The sequence below is a fragment of the Natronomonas amylolytica genome, from assembly GCF_037031205.1.
GTDB lineage: Archaea > Halobacteriota > Halobacteria > Halobacteriales > Haloarculaceae > Natronomonas > Natronomonas amylolytica.
Genome location: NZ_JAYEZM010000002.1, coordinates 316,373 through 341,471 on the forward strand (window position 1 = coordinate 316,373; position 25,099 = coordinate 341,471).

Consider the following 25,099-nt stretch of genomic DNA (forward strand, 5'->3'; position numbering starts at 1 on the left):
GATTCCGATATGCTCGAAGTTCGTGACTTCACGAAGTATTACGGCGATCTCTGTGCGGTTGAGAACCTCTCGTTCAGCATCGAGGAAGGGGAGTTCGTCACGTTGCTTGGACCATCCGGGTGCGGGAAATCGACGACGCTCCACGCCATCGCGGGCCTCGTCGAACCGACCGACGGGCAGATTCTGCTCCGGGGCGAGGACGTGACCGACCTCCCGCCGGAGAAGCGCAACATCGGGATGGCGTTTCAGTCGACCGCGCTGTTTCCACATATGACGGTCCGCGAGAACATCGCCTTCGGGCTCAAGATGCACGGCCACGACTCGGCGGCCGTCGAAGAGCGCGTCGATGAGTCGCTCGAACTCGTCGACATGCCCGACCACGGAGACCACAAGCCGGGAGAGCTCTCCGGCGGCCAACAGCAGCGCGTCTCACTGGCACGGGCACTGGCGTACGAACCCGATATTCTCCTGCTGGACGAACCCCTGACCGGGCTCGACCGGGTGCTCCGCGAGGATATGCGTGGCTGGCTCGACCGGATTCAGACAGAAGTCGGCGTGACGACGCTGTACGTCACCCACGACCAGGAGGACGCGCTGTCGATGTCCGACAGCGTCATCGTGTTGAACGACGGCCAATCCGAGCAGATAGACAGTCCGGAACAACTCTACGAATCGCCAGCCACCCCCTTCGTCGCCGAGTTCGTCGGGAAATCCACACAGTTTAGCGGCCCCGCCTCTCGGGAGGGCGACCGGACCGTCGTTGTGAACGACGGTAAGACGATCACGGTCGAAGGGACCGAAATAAACGACGGCGAGGAGGCCCGTCTGTACATCCGACCGGAGGATATTGAGGTGAGCCCGGCCGCCGAAGGCGCCGAAAACGAGATACTTGGGCGCGTCGTCAACGTCGCCAACCTTGGCAATCGAGCCGAGGTGACCGTCAAGTTGTCCGACGGACTCGAAGCGCTCGCCCACACGAACCGATTCCCCGACATCGACATCGGCGATGACGTCTACCTCCGGTTCGACCCCGAGCAGGTGATCGCCCTATGAGCGTCTCGCGGCCGACGGTGGACGGCATCACCGGCTCCATCGGTGAGCTATTCAACCGTCGAATCACGAACAGTCACCTCGCTCTGTTCGGACTCGGGTTCATCGGGGTGTTCTTCATCCTCCCGATACTGCTGCTCGTCCCCGAGAGCATCGCGTTCGGCACCGGCGAGCCGCTACAGGCTTACCAGCGCGCGACGAAGGGCATCTACGTTGATGCCTTCGTCCGCTCGTTCCTCTACGGCATCATCACGACGGCCGTGACCCTCGCGTTGGCGTACCTGCTGAGTTACTTCATGGTCTTCGGGACGGAGCGTGTTCGCCTGACGATGACGCTCATCATCGTGCCGCTGTGGATCGCCTACATCGTCCGGTACTTCGGTATCCTGCTTTTCCTCTCGCCTGCGGGACCCTTCGCCGATTTGACCGGAATCGAACCGTCGCTGTTGTTCACGACGCCGGCAGTCATTATCGGCCTCGCGAACGTTTACCTGCCGTTTGCCGTACTACCGATTTACAACTCCCTAAACGCCATCAACAGGGAACTCATCAGCGCCTCCCGCGTCCTCGGGGCCACCCAGTGGCGTACCCTCGCCGCCGTCGTATTCCCGCTCAGCCTCCCCGGTCTGGTCGCCGCGGGACTCATCGTTTTCATCCTGGCGGCCGGGTCGTTCCTCGGCCCCGCCGTTCTCGGCGGTCCAAATCAGACGATGATCGCCAACGAGATCGCCGGTGCGTTCCTGGAGAACTTTAACATCCGGTTCGCTTCGGCGCTGGCGGTCATCTACTCGATACTGCTCATTGGGACGTTACTGCTGTTCAACACGGTGTTCGACATTCAGGAGGTGCTCGGGAACATATGAGCGGGCGTTCGTTCCCGAGTCCCTGGAGGGTCGGACTCCTCGCCGCCGTCGTCGCAGTGTTCGCGTTCCTGTTGGTCCCCGTCATCATCGTCGTGGTAACTTCCTTTACGCCACAGACGTTCCCGGGTATCCCACAGGAGGGGTTCTCGCTGCGATGGTACAGCGAGCTCATGGCCGACGAGAGCCTCCTCAACGCGCTGAAAGTGAGCCTCATCGTCGCCACGCTGTCGTCGATTCTCTCGGCAACCATCGGTACGATCGCTGCCTTCGGTTTCGTACGGGGCGAGTTCCCCTACAAGGAGCAGATATCGACGATCATGCTGTTGCCGATGATCATCTCGCCGGTCATCACGGGTATCGCGCTGGTCCGGTACTTCGGGAACCTGAGCCTCCCGTCCGGATACCCCGCGCTCATCCTCGGACACACGGTGCTTTCGCTTCCGTACGTGTTCCTGTTGGTCCGGTCCGAACTCGTCACGTTCGACCAGGACCTCGAACGCGCCTCGCGTGTTCTCGGGGCCGATCCGGTGAGGACGTTCCGACACGTGACTGGGCCGATCATCTCCCCCGCGATAATCGCCGGCTCTTTTATCGCCTTCGTCGTCTCCTTCGGCGAGTTCACCGCAACTCAGTTCCTCATCTCACCGGGCACGAGCACGGTGCCCGTCGTCATCTACACGATGTTGCGAACCGGGCTGACGCCGACGATTAACGCCCTATCGGTCGTCCTGATCGTCGTCATGCTCGTGGTGGCGCTGAGTAGCCGACGGTTCAGTTCCACCTGAACCATCAAAAGGATTTCACGCCTTGAAACTGAGATTCTGGTTGATCTTCATCCAGTGTTCGGTTGGTACGGTGGTCAAGTACTCTTCCGGCATCGAATTTCGGGACGTTTCAACAGGAAGTAACAGGGAGGTTGTGTGTTGTCGTGGTGTGACCGGTTTCCGCGAATACGGACCCGTACCGCACGGGCAGGTTGGCTTGTTCACATCACGTCGAGCCACTCGGCGACGTAGACGATGCCTGCCCAGACGAACGGCGCCCCGAGAATGAGGAGGGCGCCGATTTCCGCAGCGCCGTCGGAGCGACCACCGACGATGTAGAGAAGCAGGGCCGCGAGGATGGTCGCCATGTAGAGTCCCACGAGTCGAAGAACGCCGCTGTCGCTTCGGAGTAGAGGGGGAATCGTCGCGGGCAATAAAAAGAGGCCGACGACGAGGAGCACCTCTCCTATGGTGGTCGCGATGCCGAGGGGGTCGACGGGGACGAATCGTCCGTTCGCGAGGAGTCCGTGCAGCAGCGTCAGGACGGGTTCGTCGCCCGACACCACGACGACCACCATGTGGACGAAGAAGGCGGCCGGTGCCAGGTGCCGTACCGAAAGCCACTCCTGTGGCTCGCGTCGGCGCGTCAGATAGACGGACAGCAGCGCGACGGCGGCAGTGAGACACGCGAACAGGACGTACCCCGACGGAACCGGTTGGCGAAACGGCTCTCCGTCAGTCGCTTCCAGATAGACCATCATGGGCACTAGCAGCAGTGGAAGCGGGAGCCCGAACCATGCTGGAAGCGCCCGGTACTCGACGGAACCGATAGTCGTTGCCGACGTTTTCCCGGGGGCGAACGACGAGTCCGTGGCTGGGGTGAGGATGCCGAACTCGAAGGGGAGTCGTTCGAGCAGCCGCAGCCAGTACCAGAAGCCGTAGACGGCCGGTCCGAGCACACAGATGCCGACGAAGAGCACGCTCTTGGGGTCGCTGCCGGCAGCCCCGGCGAGCCCCACTAGCAACGACCGTGTCGTTCCCGTCGAGCCGATGACGCCGACGAGCGAGAAGACCAACCCACCGAGGATGTAGAAGAAGGTGATGTACCCCTCGGCGTGCGACCGTGCGGCCGCAGCGCCCAGTACGAGTCGTTCGATCGGGTCGTTGACGAGTGCCTGAATCGTGGGGCCGAATGGGACCGCGTTGATGCCGACGACGGCGACCAGCCAGCCGATTACCGCCACTTCCGGGAGGGGATAGAGTGTTGCCGCAATCGCCAATACTGGCCCCAGAAAGAGCGTTCGTGTCCCCTCGTAAGCGAGCGATCTCAGCGCGGCGGTGAGCGATACCGGCTCTATCGGATGCCGGACCATCGACGGGACCGTACAGACCAGATAGAACAGGCCGCTCCCGACAAGCAGAAGGGAGATGTTCTCCGCGACCGGTGCCGGGACGCTACCGTGCCCGAAGGCCACCGCGAAGACCTGGTGTTTCAGCGTTATCCCGGCCCCGACGGCGAGGCCGGCGCCCCCGGCGGATAGCACCCGCTGGAACGGGACGCCCACGTCCCCGTCGGTTCGTATCGTATCCATCCGGTAACAGACCTGATACGAGAGCAAGCCGAGAAACAACCATCCGAGTCCCCACGACAGGAGCGCTCGGTCGCTGACGAACGGCAGGAGCAGCGTCACCCCTGCAGTGAGGAAATCGACCGCGAGTGGGGCCACGTCCGCGAACGACCGCAGGAGTAGTTCGATACCGGCAACCACGAACAACCCGACCGAAACGATTCGAGAGTGAAGCCGACCACTTCGCATCACGAACTGAGTGACAACATTACGCCATAAATATACTTCGAACGCCCGGTGTGGGCACGATAACAAATATAATATATGTATAATATACTGGTTCGAGCAGCGTCGCCGCGCGAAAACAGTCCCCTGTCTCTCCTCCGAAATGCCGACTCGGAAGACAGAACCCCTTTAATATCCCCCGCCGACACCGGCACACGATGAGTACCTCCCTCGACGACCGCACCGTACAGGCCGTCCTCGTCGTCGTGGCCGTCGGCTTGCTCGCCCGATTCGTCTTCCTCGGGGCCCGCATCTCCCACTACGACGAGGCCCGCGTCGCGTGGTGGGGCCTCGAATACCTCCGAAGCGGCGAGACCACCTACCGCTACATCATCCACGGCCCGTTCCTCCAGTTGGTCCATCGGCCGCTCTTCGCGGCCTTCGGCCCGACCGATTTCGTCGCGCGTGCGCCCGTCGCCCTGATTACCGGCCTCTTCCCGCTGGTCGCGCTGTGGTTCCGGCGCTATCTCTCGGATATCGAGGTCGTCGGGATGGCGCTGTTCCTCGCGCTCAACCCCATCATCCTCTATTACTCGCGATTCATGCGGTCGTCGATGCTGGTCGCGGGCTTCTGTTTCGTCGCTTTCGCCGCCCTCGTCCGGTGGCTGGACGGCCGGGGTACGGTCTACCTCTATGCGGCGTCGGCCGCGCTGGCCTTGGGCTTCGCCGCCAAGGAAAACGCCATCGTCTACGTCCTCTGTTGGTTCGGTGCGGCGGCGCTGCTGCTCGATACCGCCTTCTTCCGTCCCCGCGAACACGACAGCGGCTGGGACCTGTTGATGACGCGACTGAGCGAGTGGCGCGAGACGTACGCCCTCGACGCTCCCGCCGGCCGCCAGCGCCTGTTCGGCTACGGCAGCCATCTGCTCGGCGCGGTCACGCTGTTCGCCCTGCTCACTGTCTTCTTCTTCGCGCCGCGGGGCGGCGAGGCGGGGCTGTGGACCGGCAACCTCTCGATGACGCTGGATGCGACGATTTCGGACATCTCGGCCGGACTCGATTACTGGTTCGGACAGGGCGGCGAGACGACCTTCTCGACGTACGGCGAGCGACTGGGCCTGTTCGTCCGCACGACGCTCACCTACGCGGGGCCGCTGTTCGTGCTGTCGGTCGTCGGCTTCGTCATCGAGCGATACGGCCGGGCCGACTCGCGGCCGCTGGTGTTGGCGTGTGCCTACTGGGGCTTCGCCAGCGTCCTCGGCTACCCGCTGGGCACCGACATCTGGGGGGCGTGGATTATCGTCAACGCCCTCGTGCCGCTGTCGGTGCCGGCGGCGGTCGGCCTCGGCTTCCTGCTGGATATCGGTCGGGAGTCGCTGGCGGATAACGACACCGTGAGCGTGGCCGCGGTCGCGGTCCTGCTCCTTTTGGTCGTCGGACAGGTCGCCGTCGTCGGCGGCGGTGCGGTCTACGGCACCCCCACGAGCCCCGACAACGACCTCGTGCAGTTCGCCCAGCCCCAACAGGAGATGCGCGGGGCGGTCGACGCGACGACTGCGGCCGCGGCGGCTAACACCGACGGCCCCGACGCGCTGTTCTACGGGGGTGAGGACTTCGTGACCATGGACGAGACGGCGACGCGGACGCCCGCCTGTATCAACTGGTTCCGGACCCTGCCGTGGGCGTGGTATCTCGACGCCAACGACGTCTCGGTCACCTGTGCGAACTCCCCGGATACGACGCCCGACCAGCTACCGCCCGTCGTGGTCGCACAGGCCGACTGTACGCTCGACCGCGCGGTCGCCTGCCGCGACGAGCCCGAGGCGCTCGAGGCGCCGGACGACATCGCCCAGCGGGTGCCGGACCGCTACGAGCGACACGCCTACCTGCACCGAACGACCGGCGGCTCGCACTTCCACGGCGTCGTCGTCTACGTGGACAGCGAGGCCTGACCGAGAGACGGGTTCGTCGCCCTCTTTTCGACGGGTCGATTTCGAGCCGCGTGACGGGGGCCGTCCCGTTCCGTCGCGTCGATTCGCTCACCCCACGAGCGACTCGGCGGCGTCACGATACCGTTTGAAGGTCTGTTCGGCCCACTCGTAGACCGACGCCGAATCGCTCTCGACGAGCGCGACCGGCGTCCCCCGCTCGTCGACCACGCCGAGGAGGACGCGCTCGTCGAGCAGCGCCAGTAGGTACGGGAGATTCTCGTGGACGTAATAATCGACCGCGCCGTCGGCGACCGCCCGTTCGAGGTCGGCGCTATACTCGTCGTCCTCGCGCATCGACGACGCGACGCTCGCATCGAGGACGACCTCGATGGTCGCGTCGGCGTCCGCGTTCTCGATGCGCTCGTGAATCTGGTCGGCGCTTTCCTGCATGACGACCGTGGCGAACTCCCGGATGGAATCGGACTGCGCGCGAGCCTTCATCGCGCGCTCGACCGGCGCCAGCGGCTGTTCGGCGGTCGCCTCGACGACGTCCGCGTCCGCGAGTTCGCGGGGGTCAAGGTCGAACTCGTCGACGGATGCCCGCCGCAGCAACGGCGCCAGCCGGTCTCCGACTTCGAGTCCCTCCAGTAGATGCGAAAACTCCCGCTCGATGTGTGCGCCGAGCGCCGTCAGCCGATAGGGGCTCCCGTTGGATTGCTGTTCGATCCACCCGAACTCGGCCATCCGGTCGAGGCTCCGCGAGAGGGTCGTCCGGGAGGCATCGAGGCGGTCGTGGAGGTCCCGGCGTCCCTTCGGCCCCTCGGTGAGGACCCGTAATAACTCGATGCGCGTGTCGGACCGAGCGAGGTATTCGATCTCCTCATTCATGCTGTTTTGTGTAGGCCCATCGCGGAGGTTCACAAAACCATCGCCGCCCCCACACCGAAACCGAGACCGGCCGCCGTCATCGCGTCCTCAGAGCAGGTCGTCGTCATCGCTGGAGAGGGTGTCGTCGACGGTATCGGTCGTGTCGTCGACCGTGTCATCGACGGTATCGGTCGTGTCGTTGACGGTGTCGTCGACCGTATCGGTGAGGTCGCCGCCCTCGGGTGTCGGCGTCGGTGTCGAAGTCGGCGTGTCGGTCGGTGCAGGTGTCTCGGTCGGTGCGGGCGTATCGGTCGACGCCGAACTCGATTCGTCAGTCGACGTGCTATCGGACCCGCCACCGGTGGACGGTTCGGGTGTCGCTGTCGGGGCCGGGGTAGGCGTCGGGGTGGCGGTCGGCGTGGGATTGAGCGCTTCCGTCGGCGTGGTGCCGTCGGTGGCCGAATCGGCGGCCGGGTCGGGCGTCGGCGTCGTAATCGCGTTCCCGCCGTCGTCGATGCCCGCGTCATCGCCCATCGGTATCGGCATCGCGGCCGCCAGGAAACTGATGAGGACGAGCATCACCACGACGCCGACGACCGTCGCCGTCGTCCGCGAGTAGAGGGCCGTCCTGTACCCCGTCGAGCGTTCGTCGTCGGTCGCGCCGGACGACGAGGCCGTCTTCGAACTGCTGGCCGTAGTCGGGTTCGCGGCCGCGGACATCGTGGCCGAGGCGGAGGCGGTGGCCGAGCGGTCGTTCGGCTGTTTCGCGCCCGTCTCCGCCCCCGTCTTCCGTTTCGGTCCGGGTCCGATGGGCGGGCCGACGACGGGGGAGTCCTCATCGTCCGATTCCTCGGAACGTTCGGCCGCCTCGTCGTCGGTCTCATCCCCGTCGTCATCGTCGAGTAGGCTACGTCCCGTCGAACCGAGGTCGACGTCCGCATCGCCCGAGTCCTCGCTGTCGCTCGTCTCGATGAGGGGCGATTCGCTCGTCTCGTCGGCTTCGGCACCATCGTCCGGGTCGGAGGCGTCCGCGGCGTCGTCGGTTCCGTCGGTCTCATCGCCGAAGACGAACTCGTCGGTTCCGTCGGTCCCGCCGCCGAAGACGAACCCGCCGGCGTCGGTCGTCGAAGCGTCCCCGTCGTCGGCGTCGGTCGTCGCCTCGGGGTCGTCGCCGACGACGCTCGCGGCACTCGTCCGCTCGCCGAACAGCGACGCGAGGACGCTGAGGTTCTGGGGTTCGTGGGCCTCCGGAAGCAGGTGGAAGTGGGCGTGTGCTCCCGCCTGCTCGAACTTGGAGGTCATCTCGTTGAGGAACTGGAAGACCCGGTTGGCGTCGACGTACTGCAACAGCGCGGTGACCGAATCGAAGCAGACGACGGTCTGCTGGTCGGTGTCGGCCCACGCCGAGAGGAACTCGGAGATGGCGATGCCGACGCCGGTGAGGTCGCTCGGGTCGGAGATGCGACGGACGGCCGGCCCGGCGTTCCGGTCGGTGCCGGCGCCGCCGTTGGCGCCGCCCATCTCGACGCTCACGATGCCGATGTTCGCGGGCGGGGCGTCGGCGTGGTCGCGCCACGCCGCCAGTCGCTGGTCGGCGGATTTCGTGAAGGTGACGAACACCACGTCGACGGCGTCGGGGTCGTCGACGCCCGAGAGGGCCATGCAGGCTTCCGCCTCGCAGTCGTCGTGCCCGTCGGTCTCCAACAGCAGGTTCGCCGGCCCAGATGGGATTTCGTCGGTCATTTTCGAACACACCCACCAGCGGTGCGAAGCGAACGCTTCCGGGCCGCTGATTGCCGTGTGTTATCCGTTCACTATATAATAGCCGTGCTCCGTTTCAGTCGTCGAAACGACCGAAAGCCCGGTCAGGCCGTCTCCTCGCGCTCCCGAACCGTCAGCACGGGCTGGTCGGCGGTCCGGAGGACCCGCTCGGTCACGCTCCCGAGCAGCGCGCGCTCGAAGCCGCTTCGGCCGTGGGTGCCCATGACGATGAGGTCGATGCCGTTGTCGTCGGCGTAGTCGAGGATGACCTGATGCGGCGCGCCGGCGCCGATAGCCGCCCGAATCGAGGTGACGTCGGCCGCCTTCGCTCGGGTCCGCGCGTCGGCGATGGCCTCCTCGCCCTCGGCTTCGAGGGCGTCGTACAGTTCCGGCTGTTCCTCGGCCGGGACCCGCGACTCGTCGACCACGTAGAGGACGTGCAACCGGGCGTCGTGGGTGTTGGCGTGGCCGATAGCCTCCTCGACGGCGGCCGCCGCACACGCCGAGCCGTCGGTCGGAACGAGGATGTCGTCGTACATATCCCCGGCTTCGGCCGAGAGGAACTTAAACGACTGTGGCGATGTTCGGCGGTCGCTTCTCGTCGCGGTGTGCCACTGACACGGACTGGGGCTATCGGAGCCGCCAGAGGAGCGACCGGAGCTTGTAGCCCAGCGAGCCCTTCTGATACCCCGTCCACCCGCTCATGCCGCCGAGCAGCGTTGCCGCATCGTAGCCCTCCTCTCTGAGGATGCTCGTCGCTTTCTTGGCGACGACGCCCATCTTGCAGACGACGACCACGTCGCGGTCGGCCGGGACGTCTCCCAACCGGTCGCGCAGCGCCGACTCGTCGCCGCGGCGCAGGTCGTCGTACACGGGGATGTTGTGGCTCCCGTCGATGCGTCCCGACTCGAACGCCGACTCCGGGCGGATGTCGAGGAGGAACGGCTCGTCTCCCGACGGTGACCCGAGGCGGTCGTCCAGTTCCTTCGGACGGATACTGCTCATCGGTGTGCTATTGGACTTGCCGAACAAAACCGTGCTGCTTGCGAGCGTCGAGCGACTGCGCGCCGACAGTTCGCCTTCGAGGTGAAGATGCGACGCCTCGTAGCCTGTTATTTATACCGCATCCCGCGCCAGATTGGGACGAATGCCCTCCGACGAGTCGCCGGATGGTCCCCCCGACGCCCCCCGCGCCAGCACGCGCGCCGTCCTCGCTGTCGGCATCCTCGCCGGCATCGTCTCGTTCGCGTTCATGTGGTTCACCGCCCCCGAGCAGGTGGGACTGGCATCCAACGTCTATCTCCGGGCCGGCGAGGCGCTGCTGGCCGGCGAGAACGTTTACGAGGTGTCGCCGCCCGGCCTCGATTACTACTACCTCTATCCGCCCATCGTGACGCTGCTGTTCGTCCCCCACGCGCTCGTCGGGAGTTCGCTGGTCGCCTTCGCTGTCCAGACGGCCCTCAACGTCGCCGCAAGCGTCGGGACGGCGGCGGTCATCTACCGCGCCCTCCGACGTCGCGGCGTCGCCCTCGAACGACTCGATTTCGCCCTGCTCGCCGGGTTCGTCCTCACCTCGGCCTACGCCGCGATACCGCTTATAAACGGGCAGGTGACCCACTGGCTGACGCTGGCCTTCGCGGTCGGCTTCGACGGCCTCGACCGCCGACGCGAGTCGCTCGCCGGCGCGGCCTTCGCTGGCGCGGCGCTTATAAAGGTCTTTCCGGCCGCAATCGGGCTGTGGCTGCTCCGTCGCCGCGCGTGGCGGGCCGTCGGCGTCGCGGTCCTGACCGGCCTCGGCGGCCTCCTGCTCGGCGCGGTCCTCTTCGGGCCGGACCTCACGGTCACGTACTTCTCGGACGTGCTCGTCGGCCGGTATACGGGCAGCAGTTTCGATGGGACGCCGACGGCCTCCCGGAACGTCGACGGAATTCGCCGGCAGCTGGCGGCGCTCCTCGACGTGGGTCGGCCGGTTCGAACCGTTCTCTCCGCGGCGATTCTCGCGCCGTTCCTTGCTGTTCTTTATAAGCGGGTCGACACCGATGGCCGGCGGCAGGCCGCCGCGCTCGGGACGGTCGTGGCGACGTTGCTGTTCCTGCCGCTGCAGCCGATGTACTCCCTGCTTTTCGTCTTCCCGCTGTCGGTGCTGCTCTATCGGCTCCCTGCCGGCCGGCCACGGGCCGTCCTCCTCGTCGGGGTCCTGTGGTCCTACCTCGCGATGGGGTACGAGGAGGTCACCATCGCGGTGGCGGCGGTCCCGTTGTCCGGAGGCGTTTCGGAGTCGCTGCTCGCCGTCGCCGAGGCGGCCTTCACCGTCATCCTCCCACCGACGGTCGGCCTCTGGCTAATTTTGGTGGCCTGCGTCCTCGTCGCCCGCGACTCACAACTGGAGGTGTGAGGTCGAACTCGGGCCGCCGTCGTCGTCGATGCCGCCCTCGTGTCGGAACTCGAGGTCGTCGTCGGTGAGGTATATCTGCCCGTGTCGGACCGAGATCTCGACCTCCACGAGCGTCGAACCGGCGGCCTTGCCGTTGTCACAGTAGCCCGATTCGGCGTCGAACATGGAGCCGTGTTTCGGGCAGATTATCTCGCCGTCCCGCATCGCGGCGCCGTTGCCGCGGTCGAGTCGCTGGTCGGTCTCGTGCTGGCAGAAGTTCTTCCACGCCGAGACGCCGTCCGCGAGGGCCACGAGGATGACCTCCTCGAGGCTGCCGTCGGTCTCCTCGACGGTGAATAGGTACGAGCCGCTCTCGGGGACGTCGTCGGTACTCGCGATGAGCGTCGCCATCGGCGGCCATATGCGGGGCGATGACTTGACGGCTTGGGAGCCGCCAGCGGTCGGCGTTTCGCATCCGGTGGTCGGCGGGGCGTCCTCGGCGACTCGACGCTCGAACAGACCAGAAGGTTCAGGGAAATGCGTGCTAAAGGGGAAGGTAACCAATCGCCTCGTCCGCGGCCTCGGTCGCTCACACGCGGGCGGTTCGACCAACCAAACCGATGACTGTCGCCGATATCTCTAATGTGGTCCTCGTGACCGTCGACTCGCTCCGAGCGGATGCAACAGCTGCCTACGACGAGAGCCGGCATACGCCGGTTATCGAGGAGTTGGCCGACGAGGGGACGGTCTTCGAACACGCCTTCGCGACGGGCAACTGGACGCCGTTTTCGTTTCCCGGCATCCTCGCGTCCCGCCCCGTCTTCGCTGATTCGGGCGATATCGGCGTCGAGAACGCCGAAACGCTCGCCGAAACCCTCTCGGACGCCGGCTTCGAGACGGGCGGGTTCAACGCCGCCAACGGCTTCCTGACGAGCTTCTGGGGCTACGACGACGGCTTCGACGAGTTCGACCCCTTCGTCGCCGGCAGTTCCCGCTTTTATAGCCAGTATCTCGCCGCCCACCCGACCGTCGAGGCGTGGCTCCAGTTGGCGGCCTCGCCGTTCCGCCGTCTCGCCTCCAAGATTCGCCGCGACGGCGAGGACAAGCCCTTCTTCGACGCCTCCCGCGGTCTCGACGTCGAGCGCGCGGCGACCGGCTTCATCGAGGACACCGACGAGCCGTTCTTCCTGTGGGTCCACTACATGGACACCCACACGCCGTACGTGCCCGCCCCGCGGTACGTCCGAGAGGTCTCGGACTCCCGACTCGGCACCCACCGGATGTTCTCGGCGCACACCCGGACGGGCCTCGGCTGGGAGGTCGGCGAACGCACCCTCGGCGACCTCCGGACGCTCTATCAGGGCGGCGCCCGACAGGTCGACGCCAGCATCGGCCGCATCCGCGAGGCGCTCTCCGCGGCGGGCGTCGGCGACGAGACCGCCCTCGTCATTGCGGGCGACCACGGCGAGGAGTTCCAGGAACACGGTCACCTCGCCCACTATCCCAAACTCTACGACGAACTCATCCACGTCCCGTTCATCGTCGATGTGCCGGGCGTCGACGGCGGGCGAGTAAACGAGGCGGTCGGCCTCGACGCCATCCCGCCGACCATCTGCGGCCTGCTCGGCGTCGATGGGGCCGAATCGTGGGTCGGCGAGGACCTCGCGCCGACGCTGTTGGACGGCGAGACGCCCTCCGGCGACCCCATCGTGTCGGTGACCTCCCGCGGCGAGGAGGTGACCTCCCAGCCCATCCCCCGCAGTCTGGAGGAGGGTGACCTGCTGGTCAGCGCCCGGACGACCGACTGGACCTACATCCAGAACACCGTTACCGGCGAGGAGGAACTCTACTACCGGCCCGACGACCCGACACAGCAGGACGACCTCTCGGGGACTCCCGACGAGGCGGCCGAAGCGGCCATCGAGGAGTTGCGACCGGTCGCCGAGCGGCACGCGGCGTCGCTGTCGACCGAGGGCCCGACGGCGGACGGGGAGGTGGACGAGGACCTCGAACGACGGCTCTCGGCACTCGGCTACCGATAGATGGTACGGGACCTTCTCCGACAACTCGTCGAGGGGCCGCTCGCAGTCCGGTTGCGCCGATTCGTCGCCGTCGGAACGTTCGCCGCGGGCATCCAGCTCGTCCTGCTGTGGCTGCTCGTCGATAGGGGCAGTCTCAACTACATCGTGGCGGCGTTTCTGGCCATCGAGACTACCATCATCCTCCAGTACGTCATCAACAACGCGTGGACGTTCCACGCCGACCGCAAGACCAACCGCTGGCCGTACGTCTACGGACTGGTGAAGACGAACATCGTCCGCGGGTCGGCGATTCCCATCCAGCTGTTCGTCCTCTACGTGCTCGTAACCTTCGGCTCGCTGCAGTACCTGCTCGCGAACGCCCTCGCTATCGGGGCAACCGGTATCTACCGCTACGTCCTCGACGCGCGGTGGACGTGGTCGTAGGCCGGTCCCGCCCCTCTTATATATCGCCGATTTGCTCGTCGACGCCGCCGAAGTACCGCTCGGCGACGTGCTCGGCCGTTCGCAGGGCCAGCGCCTGTCCCGTATGCGTCGGGTTCGCACCGCCGACGCCGTTCGACAGCGCGGAATGGTCGGCGACGAACAGCCGCCCCACGTCCTTCGCTTCGCCGCCGGTATCCAGTACCTTCCCCATCGCCATCGTGGACTGCATGTGGAGGAGAATGGGTGCGGCGTCGGTGCGGTGGATGTGTTCGGCGCCGGCCTCCTCGAGGATTTCGGCGGCCCGGACGGCCAGTTCGTCCCGCCGGGCGTCGTCCTCGGGGTGGGCCTCCCACTCGACGAGCGGGACGGGGCCGTGTTCGTCCTCGGTCGATTCGTCGACGGAGACGCCGTTCTCCTTCCGCGGTCGGTCGTCGGTATGGCAGATGAGCGTCAGCGTCCGCCGGTAGTCGGCCATCCGTTCTTTCAGTTCGCGGCCGGACAGCCGCCCCGCCGTATCCCACGGCTTGCCGGCCGTCTCGCGGTCGAAGGCCCACTCACCCTGTCCGGCCGCGTAGACGGCCATCGCCGTGATGCCGGGTGCGAAGGTGTTGACCGCGATGCCGCCCGTCCCGGGCACGTCGACCCGGGAGCCGGCCGCCTGTCCCTGGTGGGGTTCGGTCCGGCGCTGGCCGATGAGGTCCTCCAGCGTATCGGGGTCGAAGACGCCCGCGACGAAGTCGAAGTGGTGGGTCGTCAGGCCCTTGCCGACCCAGCCGTTGTCCGGCAGGCCGCTGTTGAGCCACAGCCGCGGCGTCTCGATACAGCCCGCGGCCAGCACGATGACATCGGCGTGGACGCGCTCGGTCGTCCCCGCCCACGTGTCCCGGAACGCGACGCCGGTCGCCTCGACCGAACCGGGGCCGCCCTCGGTCAGCACCTGCGTGGCGAAGGCGTTCGGCCGAATCTCGACGCTGCCGGTATCCAGCGCCCGCGGGACGAGCGAGATGCTGGCCGACCGCTTCGCCCGCTCGCGGTAGGGCGCGCCACGCGGCTGTGGCCCGCCCTGATGTTCGTGCATGGCGAGGGTGTCGCCCTCGTAGTCGGGATAGCGGTAGGCGTCGTCTCCCGGTTCCTCGTCCCCGCCGTCGCGCATCAGGCGTTCGTCGGGGTGTTCGATAGCGTTTGGGAACGGCCGGTAGCCTTCGGTCGTGACGTTCAGTCCTTCATTCAACTCGTAGCCCGCGCGGCGGGCCCCCTCGAAGAACACCTCGCCCTTCGGCGTCGTCGGTGCCGGTTTGACCGGGTGAGTCTCCTCCAGCAGTTGATAGTAGGACACGAGGTCGGCGTAGTCGATGGGCCAGTGGGGCTGGTCGTCGATGCTCTCGACGAACGCCCGCGGGTGGTTGGCGTAGTAGTGCTGTGTCGTCCCGCCGACGCCCGAAATCTGGGAGATGAGCGCCTGCTGGGGAACCGTGCGCTGCCACGGCGGTCGCTCGGCGTCCGCGGGTCCCCAACGAAGTTTTCCGGTGACGGGGTCGTTCATGTCGCCTTCCTTCGCGGTGAACTGCTCGTCGAGCAACTCGCCGGAGAGGTCCGCGGGGTCCGCCGAGGACTCGCCGCCCGGCGCGTCGTTCGGCGCCTGCCACGTCTCGTTGCCGTAGAAGGGCCCGGCCTCCAGCATCGTCACGTCGATGCCGAGTTGGCCCAGTCGCCACGCCAGCGCGGGGGCGTCCCCGCCCGCGCCGACCACGACGACGTCGGTCTCGCGTTCGTACATCAGTAGTCGTTCTCCTCGAATTCCTCGACCTCGTAGCCCATCCCGACCGCATAGCCCTCCGCGGGGCCGGGATAGCCGGTCTGCTCCCAGCCCTGTGACCCCTCGCCGCCCTCGCCCGTGAGTTCGGAGTAGTAGACGAACTCGATGAGGATGGGCAGCGAACTGGCGAGGAACTGCACCGCGCCCAGCGCGGCGGAATCGTAGCGGTCGGCCAGTCGCGCCACGACACCCTCGTCTTCGAGCAGACGAAGCGCGCGCAGGCGGTCCTCCCGGGAGAGTCGCGAGAAGACGCCGCGCGAAAAGCCATCGTCCGGCGTATCGAGGTCGTCCTCGGTGCGCCGCCGAACCAGCAACTCGACGGCGGCGACATCGAGCAGGGTCGCCACGACGGGCGCGAGCGGCACGGCATCGGTCACCGCCGCGGCCGCCCCATGCGTTTCGAGGAAGTTGTCGACTCGCTCGATGACGGCCATCTCGAGGTCGACCGCGAGGCCGCCGGGGACGTGCTTCTCCCCTCGGTCGGCCAGTTCGGGGGTCTCGGGGACGACGGCATCGACCAGTGCCGCGAACGTGCCGCGGGTGTGGCTCACGGCCGATGCACCTCCAACGTGCGTATGGGTACCATACGCTTGGATTCAGCGGCGTCCCCGTCAACGTTTGGCCGTTCATGACGGGGAATAGGACCTCCCGAGCTACCTTCGGATGTGACAGTTCCGGCCGGCGAGTCCGATGTTCCACGGATTGTCCCATATAACGTCTGACGCGAGATTTGGTAATCAGAAATCGGTATATACGACGAATAAAGGCTCTGTGTCGTCCATTCGGATATTAGTAATGGCTCTGATAACTTGTCTTAAATCTTAAGATAATTTTATTTACCAACCCTGACTACGGAAGACTGTCATGTCCGATGATAACAACGCGGTTACGAACTGGCTCGCAGAACACCCGAAGATGACCGGCGTCCTGTTTACGATGATGCTGCTGCTGACGCAGGCTGGTTCAGTTGCGGCCTCGAATGTTGGCGGAACAGCTGGTCCGTAGTCCAAAACCTAATCGCAAAGAAGTCTGCGCAATTAGATATACGACTGCAACCGCTCACGAAGCGCTTCTGCCGAAATCTCGTCGGACCAGTAGAGGTTCTCAGCGCCAACGATCGGGAATGTCGAGGTCTCGAGGAACTTGTTTAGATTGTCGTCGTTGACAATCCAAGTGTCCATATCGCCGGGGACAACGTAGTGGCAGTCACAGCCATCGATATATGGTCGGACCATTGATCCGACATCGTAGTTCCAACTTGCAAAAGATTCAACGTTGACATCAAAGCGGCCGTCGCCACGGAGTTCGACTCGGGTGATATTCGGAATCGGGACGTTCGATTGTGCAAGCGTCGCGTTCGAGTCGCCGACGACCGCGTAACTCGAACCGGTGAACATTGTCTCTTGGATGAGACCTGTGGCGCTCCCAACAGGGAAGCCATAGTTGAGCAGGCGGGCGATATTTCTCCCGATCTTCGTCGCGACCGAACTGATGACGTCCTCTAGCGTGACGACGCCTGCGATAGCGCCGTGGTCGACGAGACCCTGGCCCTGCTCGTAGGAGGCACAGGCATTGAGGACGAACGTGTCGGCGCCGACTTCCCCGAGCTGGTTCGTGTCTAGGTAGCCGTCCGAGCAATTGAACCCCTCGGGCTCAACGTGACCGATGTAGTGGACGAAGTCCGTCTCCCGTTCAAACACGTCGGCGAGTTCTGACTGAGAGAGGTTCTGATGGACACCAATGTCGAAATCGAGATGGTCACGGTCCCCATAGATGTCGGAGACATCGGCCTCCTCGAGCATTTCCTCGTCGTTGACGACGACGTCGATGCTAATCCGGGAGTTCCCCTCGGCGTGTTTCTCCAGTCGCTGCAGATATGAGGTCGTACTCGCTTTCGCGGCACCGACGGCGAAGCCGTCGCCAACCCACGCCTGCGCCATACTATCTGCCTCTGGGAGACGGATGACCCGTTCGCGGTCGGCGCTTCCTGAGGTAGAATCCGGCGAGGACGACGACCGGGTGAGGACATCACCCCCTGCGTTCGAGATTCCACGGGCTGTTCCCGCGCTGAAGACGTTCTCCGCGGTGGTGCGTTCCGTCGAGTCGGCGATTACTTTCTCAGATGGACACCGAACCACGGCAAGGTCGCGGGCGAGGAACGGCATAATCGTCGCTCTGTCCGAATCGGCTTCCACGTCAGCGGTAAGCCGCCATCCCGGTCGGCCGACGCGTGCGGCCAGGTTCTCGAAAGACGAATCGAGGTCGAGATACGTCTGAACGCGCTCGGTTAGCGGTGCGTCGTACAACTCCTCGATGTCTAACGGAATCTCGGCGGCTTCCACACGGCGCCGGGCGTCCAGTTCTACGTCGTAGAAGCCTTCGGTGCGAACCGCACAGTCGAAGAGGAAGGTGAACTGCATCACGTCCCGGACGTGTTCTTCGAACGCCTCGCGCTTGCTACTGGCTTGGTAGCCGCCAGCCATTCCGAGCGGGTAACGTCGGTCCCCGACGTGGAGTGCGGGCGACCCGGGTTCGACGGTCGCGCCGAGCCAGTAGGCGAGTGGCGCGGCCGGGAACAGCCATTCGTGCTCGGCCGGAATCGTGAGGCGAATACCGGTATCCGGCGGTGTGAGATTATCCGGGATGGCTGGTTCGTCGTCAAGTTCGAGTAGCGGCGGATGTCCACGAAGCGACGGCCAGGTACGTTCCGGCGACCACGTTTTCATCGCGTTGCCGAACAGCGAAATCGCCTGCATTAGGTCCGTCGGCTCGCTTGTAGTCGTGAGTGTCCGGGCTGGCTGGGAGTGGAGCGATCGCGCACCAAGCTGAACCACCGTCTCGCTATCGAAACAAAGTTCGATGGCATCGTTCTTCCGAATCACCTGGATACGGGTACCGTTGACGCGCGCGTAGACCTTCAGCCCCATCCCGGCGAGTTCGAGCAGGTAGTCATCGGCCGGGACTGCGGTCGACTCACCGCTGTTGGGATCGAATTCTGCGAGTGTGTTTCCATCGAGATCGCGAACCCACAGGTCGATCAGAAACGGCGTTCGCAACCGCGAAACAGTCACTTCGGTCGCGCTGTCGACGGGGTAGACGAACCCCTCGGTCGGTGCTGGCGTCGGATCGACCGACCGGTCGGTGTAGAGAATCGCCTGAACGTCCTCGACGGGGTCACGGATATGGACCCCAGTCTGTCCGATAAGCGATTCGAATCGGGGGACGACGGTATCCTTCATAGGGAACCTCCATCGGTTCGGAAGCGACGTACTCCGACGTCCGCCAGTCGGTCGAGGTGGCTGTCGGCCGTCGCCTGCTCGTCCCTCGTGGACCTCTCCGGCAGAAAGGACGACCGTGCCGCGTCGACCGACGAACCAGTCATGGCTAGATATTTCCGTGCTATTTCATTAAAAAGATTGCGAGCGTTTCGGCGATGTGACCTTTGCGGGCTGAAACGGTAGTGTGTTTTATTATAGTTGGGTGCGGAAATAAACGGTATGGGCGAGGAGAGTTGTATCAACTGTGGGGCCGACGATGTCGACACCTACGAGTTGCTGGTGCGGAACACGAACCACGACGAGGTACCGCTGTGTGAGGACTGTCACGAGGCAATTCAGCAGGAACTGACCGACGACGGACCCCGGTAGGGTGCTGCGAGAGTACTGCAGCCCACAGACCTAACCATGGACGATTCGATTCACGTCTTGCACGTCGACGACGACTCGGCCTTTCGAGACCTCGCGGCCGAACTGCTGGAGCGGGCCGACGGTTCGATAACCGTGTGCAGTGAGTCGGACCCGACCGCCGTCCCGGCGTGTGTCGAGGCCGACCCCATCGACTGTATCGTTAGCGACTTCGATATGCCGGAATGTGACGGGTTAGAACTCTGTCGACGGATTCGGCGGGACCACCCGGAGTTCCCGTTCGTCCTGTTTACCAACCGGACGGGCGAGGAGATCGTCGACCGAGCGATGTCGGCGGGCGCGACCGATTACATCCAAAAGGAGACGGGTACTCACCACTACGAACTGCTCGCGAACCGCATCACGCTCGCGGTGACCCGCCATCGGGCGCTTCGTCGCCTCGGTGAGGTCGAGGGGATGCCGGGCGAGCACGCGTCGTCCGGGACGCCCCTCGACGGTGAGGACGTTTCGCTGGCCAACGCCGAAGCGGGCGACCAGGACGACTGACCGACCGTCGCTGTCGGCCGCTCACTTCGCCGCTGTCCGTCAATTATCGAGTGATGACATCGCCACGCCCGCGGCGGCGGCGACGAGTGTCGCGGTCGCACACAGCAGCAGGCCGGGGGTAAACGAGCCCGTGACGTCCCGCAGGGTGCCGATGACGACGGGGCCGAGGAAGCCACCGATCTCGCCGACGGCGAAGACGATGCCGACGGCGGTGCCGGTCAACTCGGGGCCGATGCCCTCCAGTTCGACCGGGATGGCCCGGATAAGCGGTGAGAGCCCACCCATACCGAAGCCGATGAGCATGACGGGGGCGACGAGCAGGAGGACGACGTTCGGCTCGGCGAGAAGACCGAGGACGCCGGCACCGGCGAGGCCGCCGCAGACGGCCAGCGCTTCGCGGGTGCGGTCGAGGCGTTCGGCGACGGCGGGGACGAGAAGAACGCCGGTCACCTGCCCGACGACGAGCAGGCTGGTGACGGTGCCGGCCAGTCCGGCGTCGAGACCCCGCGTTTCGAGAACCGTGACGAGCCAGCCCTGAACCCCGTGGAGGACGAGCAGGTACATCGTCCCGAGGACGACCAGCAGGCGGAGGTCACGGTGGCCGAGCACGGCGCGCATGTCGGCGGCAAGCGAGGGAAGCGAGAAATCGCCGTCGTCGTCGGTCTCGTGGCGGCCGGCGGGGACGTACCACGCGGCGGCCGTCCAGACGGCGGCGACGCCGATGGTGCCGAGGCCGCTGGCGACGAACAGCGGTCGCCAGCCGCCGAGAGCGGGCCCGAGTACCGACCGGCCGAAGGCGAAGACCGTGGCGCTGCCGGTATACGAGCCGACCAGATAGACGGAGGCGGCCCGGCCGACGCGGTCGGCGGGGTAGAGTTCGGAGGCGAGTTTGGGCAGGCCGAAGGTGATGCCCGTCGCGCCGACGCCCAACAGGAGCGTGCAGGCGAGCATCGTCGGGAAGTCGGCGGTGAAGGCGCGGCCGATCTGTCCGAGACCGGCCAACGCGATGCCGGCGCCGATGCCGACCCGCGCGCCGAGGCGGTCGATGACGAGGCCGCTGGCGAGACCGATGGGGATGTAGGTAAGCGGCACGGCACCGGCGAGAACGCCGGCCTGCGTGCCGGTCAGGCCGAGTTCCTCGATGATGGGGTTGAGATACGCCGGCAGCGAGAACCAGACGAAAAGCAGGGAGCCGTACCCGAGGCCGCCCAGCGTCAGCAGCGCCGCGTTCTCGACGGATGTCGGGCGGCCGTCCATCGAGCGGGGGTTCGGCGACGGGCCAATAGAACCCATCGAATCCGGTCGCTGACGGGCGGGATGAGTTGTAGTCCATTACCAATTGAAAGAAAGTGTGGGTATAAACTTAACGCTGTGTGGCGAAGATAACCTTTACGCCCAACGAACGCTACGGTCCGTTGATGACGAATCTCGTCACGGACATCGAGGAGACGGTCGCGGCGTCGCCCGAGGCGACGGCCATCGGCTTCCAAGGACAGGAGTTCACCTACGAGGAGTTCTGGGCCCAGACCGGCCAGTTCGCACAGGCGCTGGCCGATGCGGGCGTCGAACCCGGCGACCGGGTCGGCATCTACCTGCCCAACCTCCCGCAGTACGTCGTCGCGTTCCACGGCATCCTCCGGGCCGGCGGCATCGTCGTCCCGATGAACCCGCAGTACAAGTCCCGCGAGATCGAGCACCTGCTCGGCGACAGCGGCGCGGTCGCCGTCGTCGCGCTGGCGGACCTCGTCCCGCAGGTCCAGGAGATTCAGGACGACACCGACGTCCACACGGTTGTCAGCGTCGGCGGTGCGGCCGACGGTGCCACCGAATACGACGAGTTCCTCGCCGACGACATGTTGGAGACGGTCGACCGCGAGGACGACGACGTCGCCTGCCAGCCCTACACCTCGGGGACGACGGGCACGCCGAAAGGGGTGCTTTTGACCCACCGTAACCTCTCCTTCGAGGCGCGTGCTTCGCCGAAGATTCACGACGGTATCCACGCCGACGACAAGACGCTCGGCGTGCTCCCACTCTTCCACATCTACGGCATGACCGTCACAATGTTGGCGACCCTCTACGAGGGCGGTAGCTTCTGGCCGATGCCCGAGTGGGACGCCGGCGAGGCCCTCGACCTCATCGAATCCGAGGAACTCACCATCGTCCACGGCGTGCCGGCGATGTTCAACGACATGGTCAACCACCCCGACGCCGACGACTACGACCTCGCGTCGGTCCGCTTTGCCAACGCCGGTGGCTCCAGCCTCCCGATGGAGGTCATGCGGCAGTTCGAAGCGACGTTCGAGCCCGAACTGTTCGAGGGCTACGGTCTCACCGAGACGGCGCCGGTCACTCACGCCAACCGGCCCGACGACCGTCGTCCCGGCTCCATCGGCAAGCCGCTGCCGGGCGTCGAGGCGAAGGTCGTCGATCACGACTTCGAGGAGGTCGACCCGGTCCCCGAGGGTCCCGTCGACGACGAGACCGAACTCGACGACGTAGTCGGCGAGATCGTCATCTCCGGCCCCAACGTGATGAAGCAGTACTACAACCGGCCCGAGGCAAACGAGGAGGCCTTCTCCTATGATGATGACGGCAAGCGCTGGTTCCACACCGAGGACCTCGGCTACTACGACGAGGACGGCTTCTTCTTCATCGTCGACCGCGAAAAGCACATGATCGTCACCGGCGGCTACAACGTCTACCCCCGCGAGGTCGAGGAGTTGCTCTTCGAGCACCCCGACGTCGCCGACGCCGCCGTCGTCGGCGTCCCCGACGAGCGCCGTGGCGAGACGGTCACCGCCTTCGTCGTCCGCGACGCGGGCGCCGACGTAACCGAAGAGGAGATTCAGGACTACTGTCTGAACAACCTCGCCGAGTACAAGCACCCCCGCGAGGTCCACTTCGTCGACGAACTGCCGCGGACGACCACCGGCAAGGTCCAGAAGTTCGAACTCGAGGATTTCGAGGACGTCACCGAGGAGTAGCGCCGATTCCTCGAAATCGGGGGACTGCTACTCGGTGACACGGAAAATCCGACGGTTTATCCGTCCACGGGCTCTATTTATATTGTGACAGAAGAGACACAGCGGAAGAACCTCCGGATGCCGGGGGATGACGAGATGTTCGCCGTCGTAACCGAGATGCTCGGAGGCCAGCGCGTTCGCCTCCGCTGCATCGACGGAGAGGAACGTATGGGCCGGATTCCGGGCCGGATGCGGTTCCGTACGTGGATCAACAAGGACGACCTCGTCCTCATCGAGCCGTGGTCGTGGCAGGACGAGAAGGCGGACATCGAATGGCGCTACGACGAGCAGGACGCGGCCCAGCTGCGCGACGAAGGCCACATCGAAGCGCTCGCCTGATTCTTTAACGATTTCCGACGCTCGCGCCGAGCGGCGCGTCAGTAACCGGATTTCGGACCTATATTCGATGGGTCAGTCAGCCGTGGCCGTCGACGGCGTCCCGACGACGAACCGCTCCAGATAGCCGGCATACTGCATGAGCATCGTCCCGAGGATGCTCATGACGAGGACGTAGCCGACCGCGACCGCGGGGACGACCTCGGTGAGGATGGGCCCGCGGCCGACCGCGCTGGAGGCGATGGCGGCGATGATAAGCGAGAACTCGCCTCTGGTGACCATCCCACAGCCGACGCGGACGTTCCGTCGGTCGTCGAGACCGTAGATACGCCCGCTGAAGAAGCCGGTGAACAGTTTCGTCGGCGTCGTCACGACGACGAGTACGGCGATGATGCCTGCAACCGCCGGGAACACGGCGGGGTCGGTGTTGAGGCCGATCCAGAAGAAGAAGACCGCGGCGAAGACGTCCCGCAGCGGGATGAGCCGACTCTCGAGGTCGTGGAGGTGGTCGGTGCTCGAAAAGCCCATTCCGATGAAGAAGGCGGCGACGGCCTCGCTGACGCCGATAGCGAGCGCGAAGCCGGCGACGAAGACCGTCACGGCGACCGCCCGGAGGACGAACAGTTCCTGTGAGTCCACGCTGAGGAAGCGCTGAAACTGCTCGGTGCCCAGATACACCGCCCCGACGAGGACGAGCAGGAAGACCATCGCCGTTCCCACGTCGACGGCGATGTCGACGAACTCCCCGCCGCCCAGCAGGATTGCGGAAACGACCGCGAGGTAGAAGGCGATAAAGAGGTCCTCGAAGACCAGCGTGCCGAGCATCGGTTCGGCCTCGGCGTTGGCGATCCAGCCGAGGTCGATGAGCGATTTCGTGATGACCGCCGACGAGGAGATGTAGACGATGCCGCCGAGGACGAACGCCTCCAGCAGGCTCCACCCCAACGCGAGGCCGACGACGACCCCGACCGGGAGGTTCACCAGCAAATCCAGCGTCCCGGCTTTGCCGATCTTCTCTTTGGCCTCCAGCAGGCGGTCGAGGCTGAACTCCAGACCGAGAAAGAAGAGCAGGAAGACGATGCCCAACTCCGCCAGCAGCGTGATGTGTTCCTCGGCGGCCAGCGCGTAATCGGTAATGGTGATGCCGGCAATCGGGCCGATATCGAGCGTGCCGAGAACGTGCGGGCTCATGAGGATGCCCGTGATGACATAAAAGGGGATGACCGACTGGCCCAGTCGGTGGGCGAGCGTGCCCGCAAGCGCGAGGACGGCGAACATCAGGCCGGCTTCGAGGAGGACTGCCGCCATGTGTCAGGCGTCGGTGTCGTCGGTCTCGGGACCGTCCTCGACCCCGGATTCGGCGGTCGATTCGGGTTCATCGACGGCCGCGGCGAGCGCCTCGACGTCTCGGCAGGCCTCCCGACTCCCGAGGATGATGAGCGTATCGCCGGCCTGAATGACGGTGTCCGGTCCGGGGTTGGATTCGGTCTCGTCGTCGCGTTGAATCGAGACGACGGAAGCGCCGGTCTCGTTGCGGAAATCCAGCTCTTCGAGCGTTTTCCCGACGATATCCGACCCCTCGGCCACCTTCACCCACTCCAGTAGCGAGTCGTCGCCCAGCATCGTCTCGGTCGTATCCGACTTGACCGGCTGGAAGTGTGCCCCTTCCAGAATCGAGCCGACCTGTCTGGCCAGCCGGTCCGAGAGGTCGAACAGTTTCTCCGAGTCCTCCTCGCCCTTTCGGAGGAACACCTCCCGTTTACCCGTGTTGTGGATGACGATGACCAGTCGCTGGTCGTCGTCGATCTCGATTTCGAACTTCTTGCCGACGCCCGGCAAGTCCGACTCGTAGACTGTCATGCT

The 25,099-nt window shown here is 65.2% G+C and carries 24 protein-coding genes; 12 read left to right on the forward strand and 12 right to left on the reverse strand.

Annotated features, from left to right (window positions below; all coding sequences use genetic code 11):
• Nucleotides 1-9 precede the first annotated feature (9 nt).
• From U5914_RS04625 to U5914_RS04635, 3 genes are read left to right on the forward strand one after another with little or no spacing between them, the layout of a single operon-like run.
• The gene (locus tag U5914_RS04625; protein WP_336134522.1) at nt 10-1,053 is read left to right on the forward strand and encodes an ABC transporter ATP-binding protein; all 1,044 of its coding nucleotides are present in this window, start codon (nt 10-12) and stop codon (nt 1,051-1,053) included.
• On the forward strand, nt 1,050-1,913 hold the full coding sequence (locus U5914_RS04630; protein WP_336134524.1) for an ABC transporter permease: 864 nt from the start codon (nt 1,050-1,052) through the stop codon (nt 1,911-1,913). The genes U5914_RS04625 and U5914_RS04630 overlap by 4 nt, the downstream gene beginning before the upstream one ends.
• Entirely contained in the window at nt 1,910-2,698 is a 789-nt protein-coding gene (locus U5914_RS04635; protein WP_336134526.1) for an ABC transporter permease, read from the forward strand. Before U5914_RS04630 ends, U5914_RS04635 begins: the two co-directional genes overlap by 4 nt.
• A 200-nt stretch (nt 2,699-2,898) precedes the next feature.
• Here U5914_RS04635 and U5914_RS04640 read toward each other — a convergent pair whose 3' ends face one another.
• Nucleotides 2,899-4,494 (reverse strand): hypothetical protein, encoded by a 1,596-nt coding sequence (locus U5914_RS04640; RefSeq protein ID WP_336134527.1) that lies wholly within the window; start codon nt 4,492-4,494, stop codon nt 2,899-2,901.
• A gap of 194 nt (nt 4,495-4,688) precedes the next feature.
• Here U5914_RS04640 and U5914_RS04645 point away from each other — a divergent pair, with 194 nt between their 5' ends.
• Nucleotides 4,689-6,422, forward strand: coding sequence for a flippase activity-associated protein Agl23 (locus U5914_RS04645; protein ID WP_336134528.1), 1,734 nt, complete (start codon nt 4,689-4,691; stop codon nt 6,420-6,422).
• Between the two features lie 87 nt (nt 6,423-6,509).
• Here the strand turns inward: U5914_RS04645 and U5914_RS04650 are convergent, their stop codons facing one another.
• From U5914_RS04650 to U5914_RS04665, 4 genes are all read right to left on the reverse strand, one after another.
• Nucleotides 6,510-7,289, reverse strand: a complete 780-nt coding sequence (locus U5914_RS04650; RefSeq protein WP_336134529.1) for a helix-turn-helix transcriptional regulator — start codon at nt 7,287-7,289, stop codon at nt 6,510-6,512.
• Nucleotides 7,290-7,376: 87 nt separating this feature from the next.
• Complete coding sequence (locus U5914_RS04655) at nt 7,377-9,011, reverse strand: DUF7504 family protein (RefSeq protein ID WP_336134530.1); 1,635 nt, start codon at nt 9,009-9,011, stop codon at nt 7,377-7,379.
• A 122-nt stretch (nt 9,012-9,133) separates the two neighbouring features.
• Nucleotides 9,134-9,568 (reverse strand): universal stress protein, encoded by a 435-nt coding sequence (locus tag U5914_RS04660; RefSeq protein ID WP_336134531.1) that lies wholly within the window; start codon nt 9,566-9,568, stop codon nt 9,134-9,136.
• 91 nt (nt 9,569-9,659) lie between these two features.
• Entirely contained in the window at nt 9,660-10,034 is a 375-nt protein-coding gene (locus U5914_RS04665; RefSeq protein WP_336134532.1) for a rhodanese-like domain-containing protein, read from the reverse strand.
• Between the two features lie 142 nt (nt 10,035-10,176).
• Here U5914_RS04665 and U5914_RS04670 point away from each other — a divergent pair, with 142 nt between their 5' ends.
• Nucleotides 10,177-11,424 carry a glycosyltransferase family 87 protein gene (locus U5914_RS04670; protein WP_336134533.1) on the forward strand — a complete coding sequence of 416 codons (1,248 nt, stop codon included), beginning with the start codon at nt 10,177-10,179 and terminating at the stop codon, nt 11,422-11,424.
• Here U5914_RS04670 and U5914_RS04675 read toward each other — a convergent pair.
• A complete protein-coding gene (locus U5914_RS04675; RefSeq protein WP_336134534.1) occupies nt 11,407-11,814 on the reverse strand; it encodes a Rieske (2Fe-2S) protein in 408 nt (135 codons plus the stop codon). The two genes, U5914_RS04670 and U5914_RS04675, sit on opposite strands and share 18 nt — an antisense overlap.
• Nucleotides 11,815-12,023: 209 nt before the next feature.
• Here U5914_RS04675 and U5914_RS04680 point away from each other — a divergent pair, with 209 nt between their 5' ends.
• Both U5914_RS04680 and U5914_RS04685 read left to right on the forward strand, forming a co-directional pair.
• Complete coding sequence (locus U5914_RS04680; protein WP_336134535.1) at nt 12,024-13,445, forward strand: sulfatase; 1,422 nt, start codon at nt 12,024-12,026, stop codon at nt 13,443-13,445.
• On the forward strand, nt 13,446-13,868 hold the full coding sequence (locus tag U5914_RS04685) for a GtrA family protein (RefSeq protein WP_336134536.1): 423 nt from the start codon (nt 13,446-13,448) through the stop codon (nt 13,866-13,868). It abuts the gene before it with no gap.
• A 16-nt stretch (nt 13,869-13,884) separates the two neighbouring features.
• On the opposite strand, the gene U5914_RS04690 is transcribed toward U5914_RS04685, so the two are convergent.
• Together U5914_RS04690 and U5914_RS04695 are read right to left on the reverse strand one after the other, a co-directional pair.
• Nucleotides 13,885-15,645, reverse strand: a complete 1,761-nt coding sequence (locus U5914_RS04690; protein WP_336134538.1) for a GMC family oxidoreductase N-terminal domain-containing protein — start codon at nt 15,643-15,645, stop codon at nt 13,885-13,887.
• Complete coding sequence (locus U5914_RS04695) at nt 15,645-16,235, reverse strand: hypothetical protein (protein ID WP_336134540.1); 591 nt, start codon at nt 16,233-16,235, stop codon at nt 15,645-15,647. The genes U5914_RS04690 and U5914_RS04695 overlap by 1 nt, the downstream gene beginning before the upstream one ends.
• A gap of 313 nt (nt 16,236-16,548) precedes the next feature.
• Between U5914_RS04695 and U5914_RS04700 the strand changes: the two genes are divergently transcribed.
• Entirely contained in the window at nt 16,549-16,689 is a 141-nt protein-coding gene (locus U5914_RS04700) for a DUF7503 family protein (RefSeq protein WP_336134541.1), read from the forward strand.
• Nucleotides 16,690-16,721: 32 nt separating this feature from the next.
• On the opposite strand, the gene U5914_RS04705 is transcribed toward U5914_RS04700, so the two are convergent.
• Nucleotides 16,722-18,923: a hypothetical protein gene (locus U5914_RS04705; protein ID WP_336134542.1), complete on the reverse strand. Its 2,202-nt coding sequence runs from the start codon at nt 18,921-18,923 to the stop codon at nt 16,722-16,724.
• A gap of 258 nt (nt 18,924-19,181) precedes the next feature.
• Between U5914_RS04705 and U5914_RS04710 the strand changes: the two genes are divergently transcribed.
• Nucleotides 19,182-19,331 (forward strand): hypothetical protein, encoded by a 150-nt coding sequence (locus U5914_RS04710; RefSeq protein WP_336134544.1) that lies wholly within the window; start codon nt 19,182-19,184, stop codon nt 19,329-19,331.
• Between the two features lie 36 nt (nt 19,332-19,367).
• Nucleotides 19,368-19,874 carry a response regulator gene (locus U5914_RS04715; RefSeq protein ID WP_336134545.1) on the forward strand — a complete coding sequence of 169 codons (507 nt, stop codon included), beginning with the start codon at nt 19,368-19,370 and terminating at the stop codon, nt 19,872-19,874.
• A 39-nt stretch (nt 19,875-19,913) separates the two neighbouring features.
• Here U5914_RS04715 and U5914_RS04720 read toward each other — a convergent pair whose 3' ends face one another.
• Complete coding sequence (locus tag U5914_RS04720; RefSeq protein ID WP_336134547.1) at nt 19,914-21,131, reverse strand: MFS transporter; 1,218 nt, start codon at nt 21,129-21,131, stop codon at nt 19,914-19,916.
• Nucleotides 21,132-21,292: 161 nt separating this feature from the next.
• Between U5914_RS04720 and U5914_RS04725 the strand changes: the two genes are divergently transcribed.
• Nucleotides 21,293-22,861, forward strand: a complete 1,569-nt coding sequence (locus U5914_RS04725) for a class I adenylate-forming enzyme family protein (protein ID WP_336134549.1) — start codon at nt 21,293-21,295, stop codon at nt 22,859-22,861.
• Nucleotides 22,862-22,945: 84 nt separating this feature from the next.
• Complete coding sequence (locus tag U5914_RS04730; protein ID WP_332323589.1) at nt 22,946-23,239, forward strand: translation initiation factor eIF-1A; 294 nt, start codon at nt 22,946-22,948, stop codon at nt 23,237-23,239.
• A 72-nt stretch (nt 23,240-23,311) separates the two neighbouring features.
• Here the strand turns inward: U5914_RS04730 and U5914_RS04735 are convergent, their stop codons facing one another.
• Complete coding sequence (locus U5914_RS04735) at nt 23,312-24,544, reverse strand: cation:proton antiporter (protein ID WP_336134552.1); 1,233 nt, start codon at nt 24,542-24,544, stop codon at nt 23,312-23,314.
• Nucleotides 24,545-24,547: 3 nt separating this feature from the next.
• Nucleotides 24,548-25,096: a cation:proton antiporter regulatory subunit gene (locus U5914_RS04740; RefSeq protein ID WP_336134554.1), complete on the reverse strand. Its 549-nt coding sequence runs from the start codon at nt 25,094-25,096 to the stop codon at nt 24,548-24,550.
• Between the last annotated feature and the right edge of the window lie 3 nt (nt 25,097-25,099).

Excerpts from the sequence above, each read along its gene's own strand:
- U5914_RS04625 (WP_336134522.1), top strand. The coding sequence starts at position 10 with ATGCTCGAAGTTCGTGACTTCACGAAGTATTACGGCGATCTCTGTGCG.
- U5914_RS04630 (WP_336134524.1), top strand. The coding sequence starts at position 1,050 with ATGAGCGTCTCGCGGCCGACGGTGGACGGCATCACCGGCTCCATCGGT.
- U5914_RS04635 (WP_336134526.1), top strand. The coding sequence starts at position 1,910 with ATGAGCGGGCGTTCGTTCCCGAGTCCCTGGAGGGTCGGACTCCTCGCC.
- U5914_RS04640 (WP_336134527.1), bottom strand. The coding sequence starts at position 4,494 with ATGCGAAGTGGTCGGCTTCACTCTCGAATCGTTTCGGTCGGGTTGTTC.
- U5914_RS04645 (WP_336134528.1), top strand. The coding sequence starts at position 4,689 with ATGAGTACCTCCCTCGACGACCGCACCGTACAGGCCGTCCTCGTCGTC.
- U5914_RS04650 (WP_336134529.1), bottom strand. The coding sequence starts at position 7,289 with ATGAATGAGGAGATCGAATACCTCGCTCGGTCCGACACGCGCATCGAG.
- U5914_RS04655 (WP_336134530.1), bottom strand. The coding sequence starts at position 9,011 with ATGACCGACGAAATCCCATCTGGGCCGGCGAACCTGCTGTTGGAGACC.
- U5914_RS04660 (WP_336134531.1), bottom strand. The coding sequence starts at position 9,568 with ATGTACGACGACATCCTCGTTCCGACCGACGGCTCGGCGTGTGCGGCG.
- U5914_RS04665 (WP_336134532.1), bottom strand. The coding sequence starts at position 10,034 with ATGAGCAGTATCCGTCCGAAGGAACTGGACGACCGCCTCGGGTCACCG.
- U5914_RS04670 (WP_336134533.1), top strand. The coding sequence starts at position 10,177 with ATGCCCTCCGACGAGTCGCCGGATGGTCCCCCCGACGCCCCCCGCGCC.
- U5914_RS04675 (WP_336134534.1), bottom strand. The coding sequence starts at position 11,814 with ATGGCGACGCTCATCGCGAGTACCGACGACGTCCCCGAGAGCGGCTCG.
- U5914_RS04680 (WP_336134535.1), top strand. The coding sequence starts at position 12,024 with ATGACTGTCGCCGATATCTCTAATGTGGTCCTCGTGACCGTCGACTCG.
- U5914_RS04685 (WP_336134536.1), top strand. The coding sequence starts at position 13,446 with ATGGTACGGGACCTTCTCCGACAACTCGTCGAGGGGCCGCTCGCAGTC.
- U5914_RS04690 (WP_336134538.1), bottom strand. The coding sequence starts at position 15,645 with ATGTACGAACGCGAGACCGACGTCGTCGTGGTCGGCGCGGGCGGGGAC.
- U5914_RS04700 (WP_336134541.1), top strand. The coding sequence starts at position 16,549 with ATGTCCGATGATAACAACGCGGTTACGAACTGGCTCGCAGAACACCCG.
- U5914_RS04705 (WP_336134542.1), bottom strand. The coding sequence starts at position 18,923 with ATGAAGGATACCGTCGTCCCCCGATTCGAATCGCTTATCGGACAGACT.
- U5914_RS04710 (WP_336134544.1), top strand. The coding sequence starts at position 19,182 with ATGGGCGAGGAGAGTTGTATCAACTGTGGGGCCGACGATGTCGACACC.
- U5914_RS04715 (WP_336134545.1), top strand. The coding sequence starts at position 19,368 with ATGGACGATTCGATTCACGTCTTGCACGTCGACGACGACTCGGCCTTT.
- U5914_RS04720 (WP_336134547.1), bottom strand. The coding sequence starts at position 21,131 with ATGGACGGCCGCCCGACATCCGTCGAGAACGCGGCGCTGCTGACGCTG.
- U5914_RS04725 (WP_336134549.1), top strand. The coding sequence starts at position 21,293 with ATGACGAATCTCGTCACGGACATCGAGGAGACGGTCGCGGCGTCGCCC.
- U5914_RS04735 (WP_336134552.1), bottom strand. The coding sequence starts at position 24,544 with ATGGCGGCAGTCCTCCTCGAAGCCGGCCTGATGTTCGCCGTCCTCGCG.
- U5914_RS04740 (WP_336134554.1), bottom strand. The coding sequence starts at position 25,096 with ATGACAGTCTACGAGTCGGACTTGCCGGGCGTCGGCAAGAAGTTCGAA.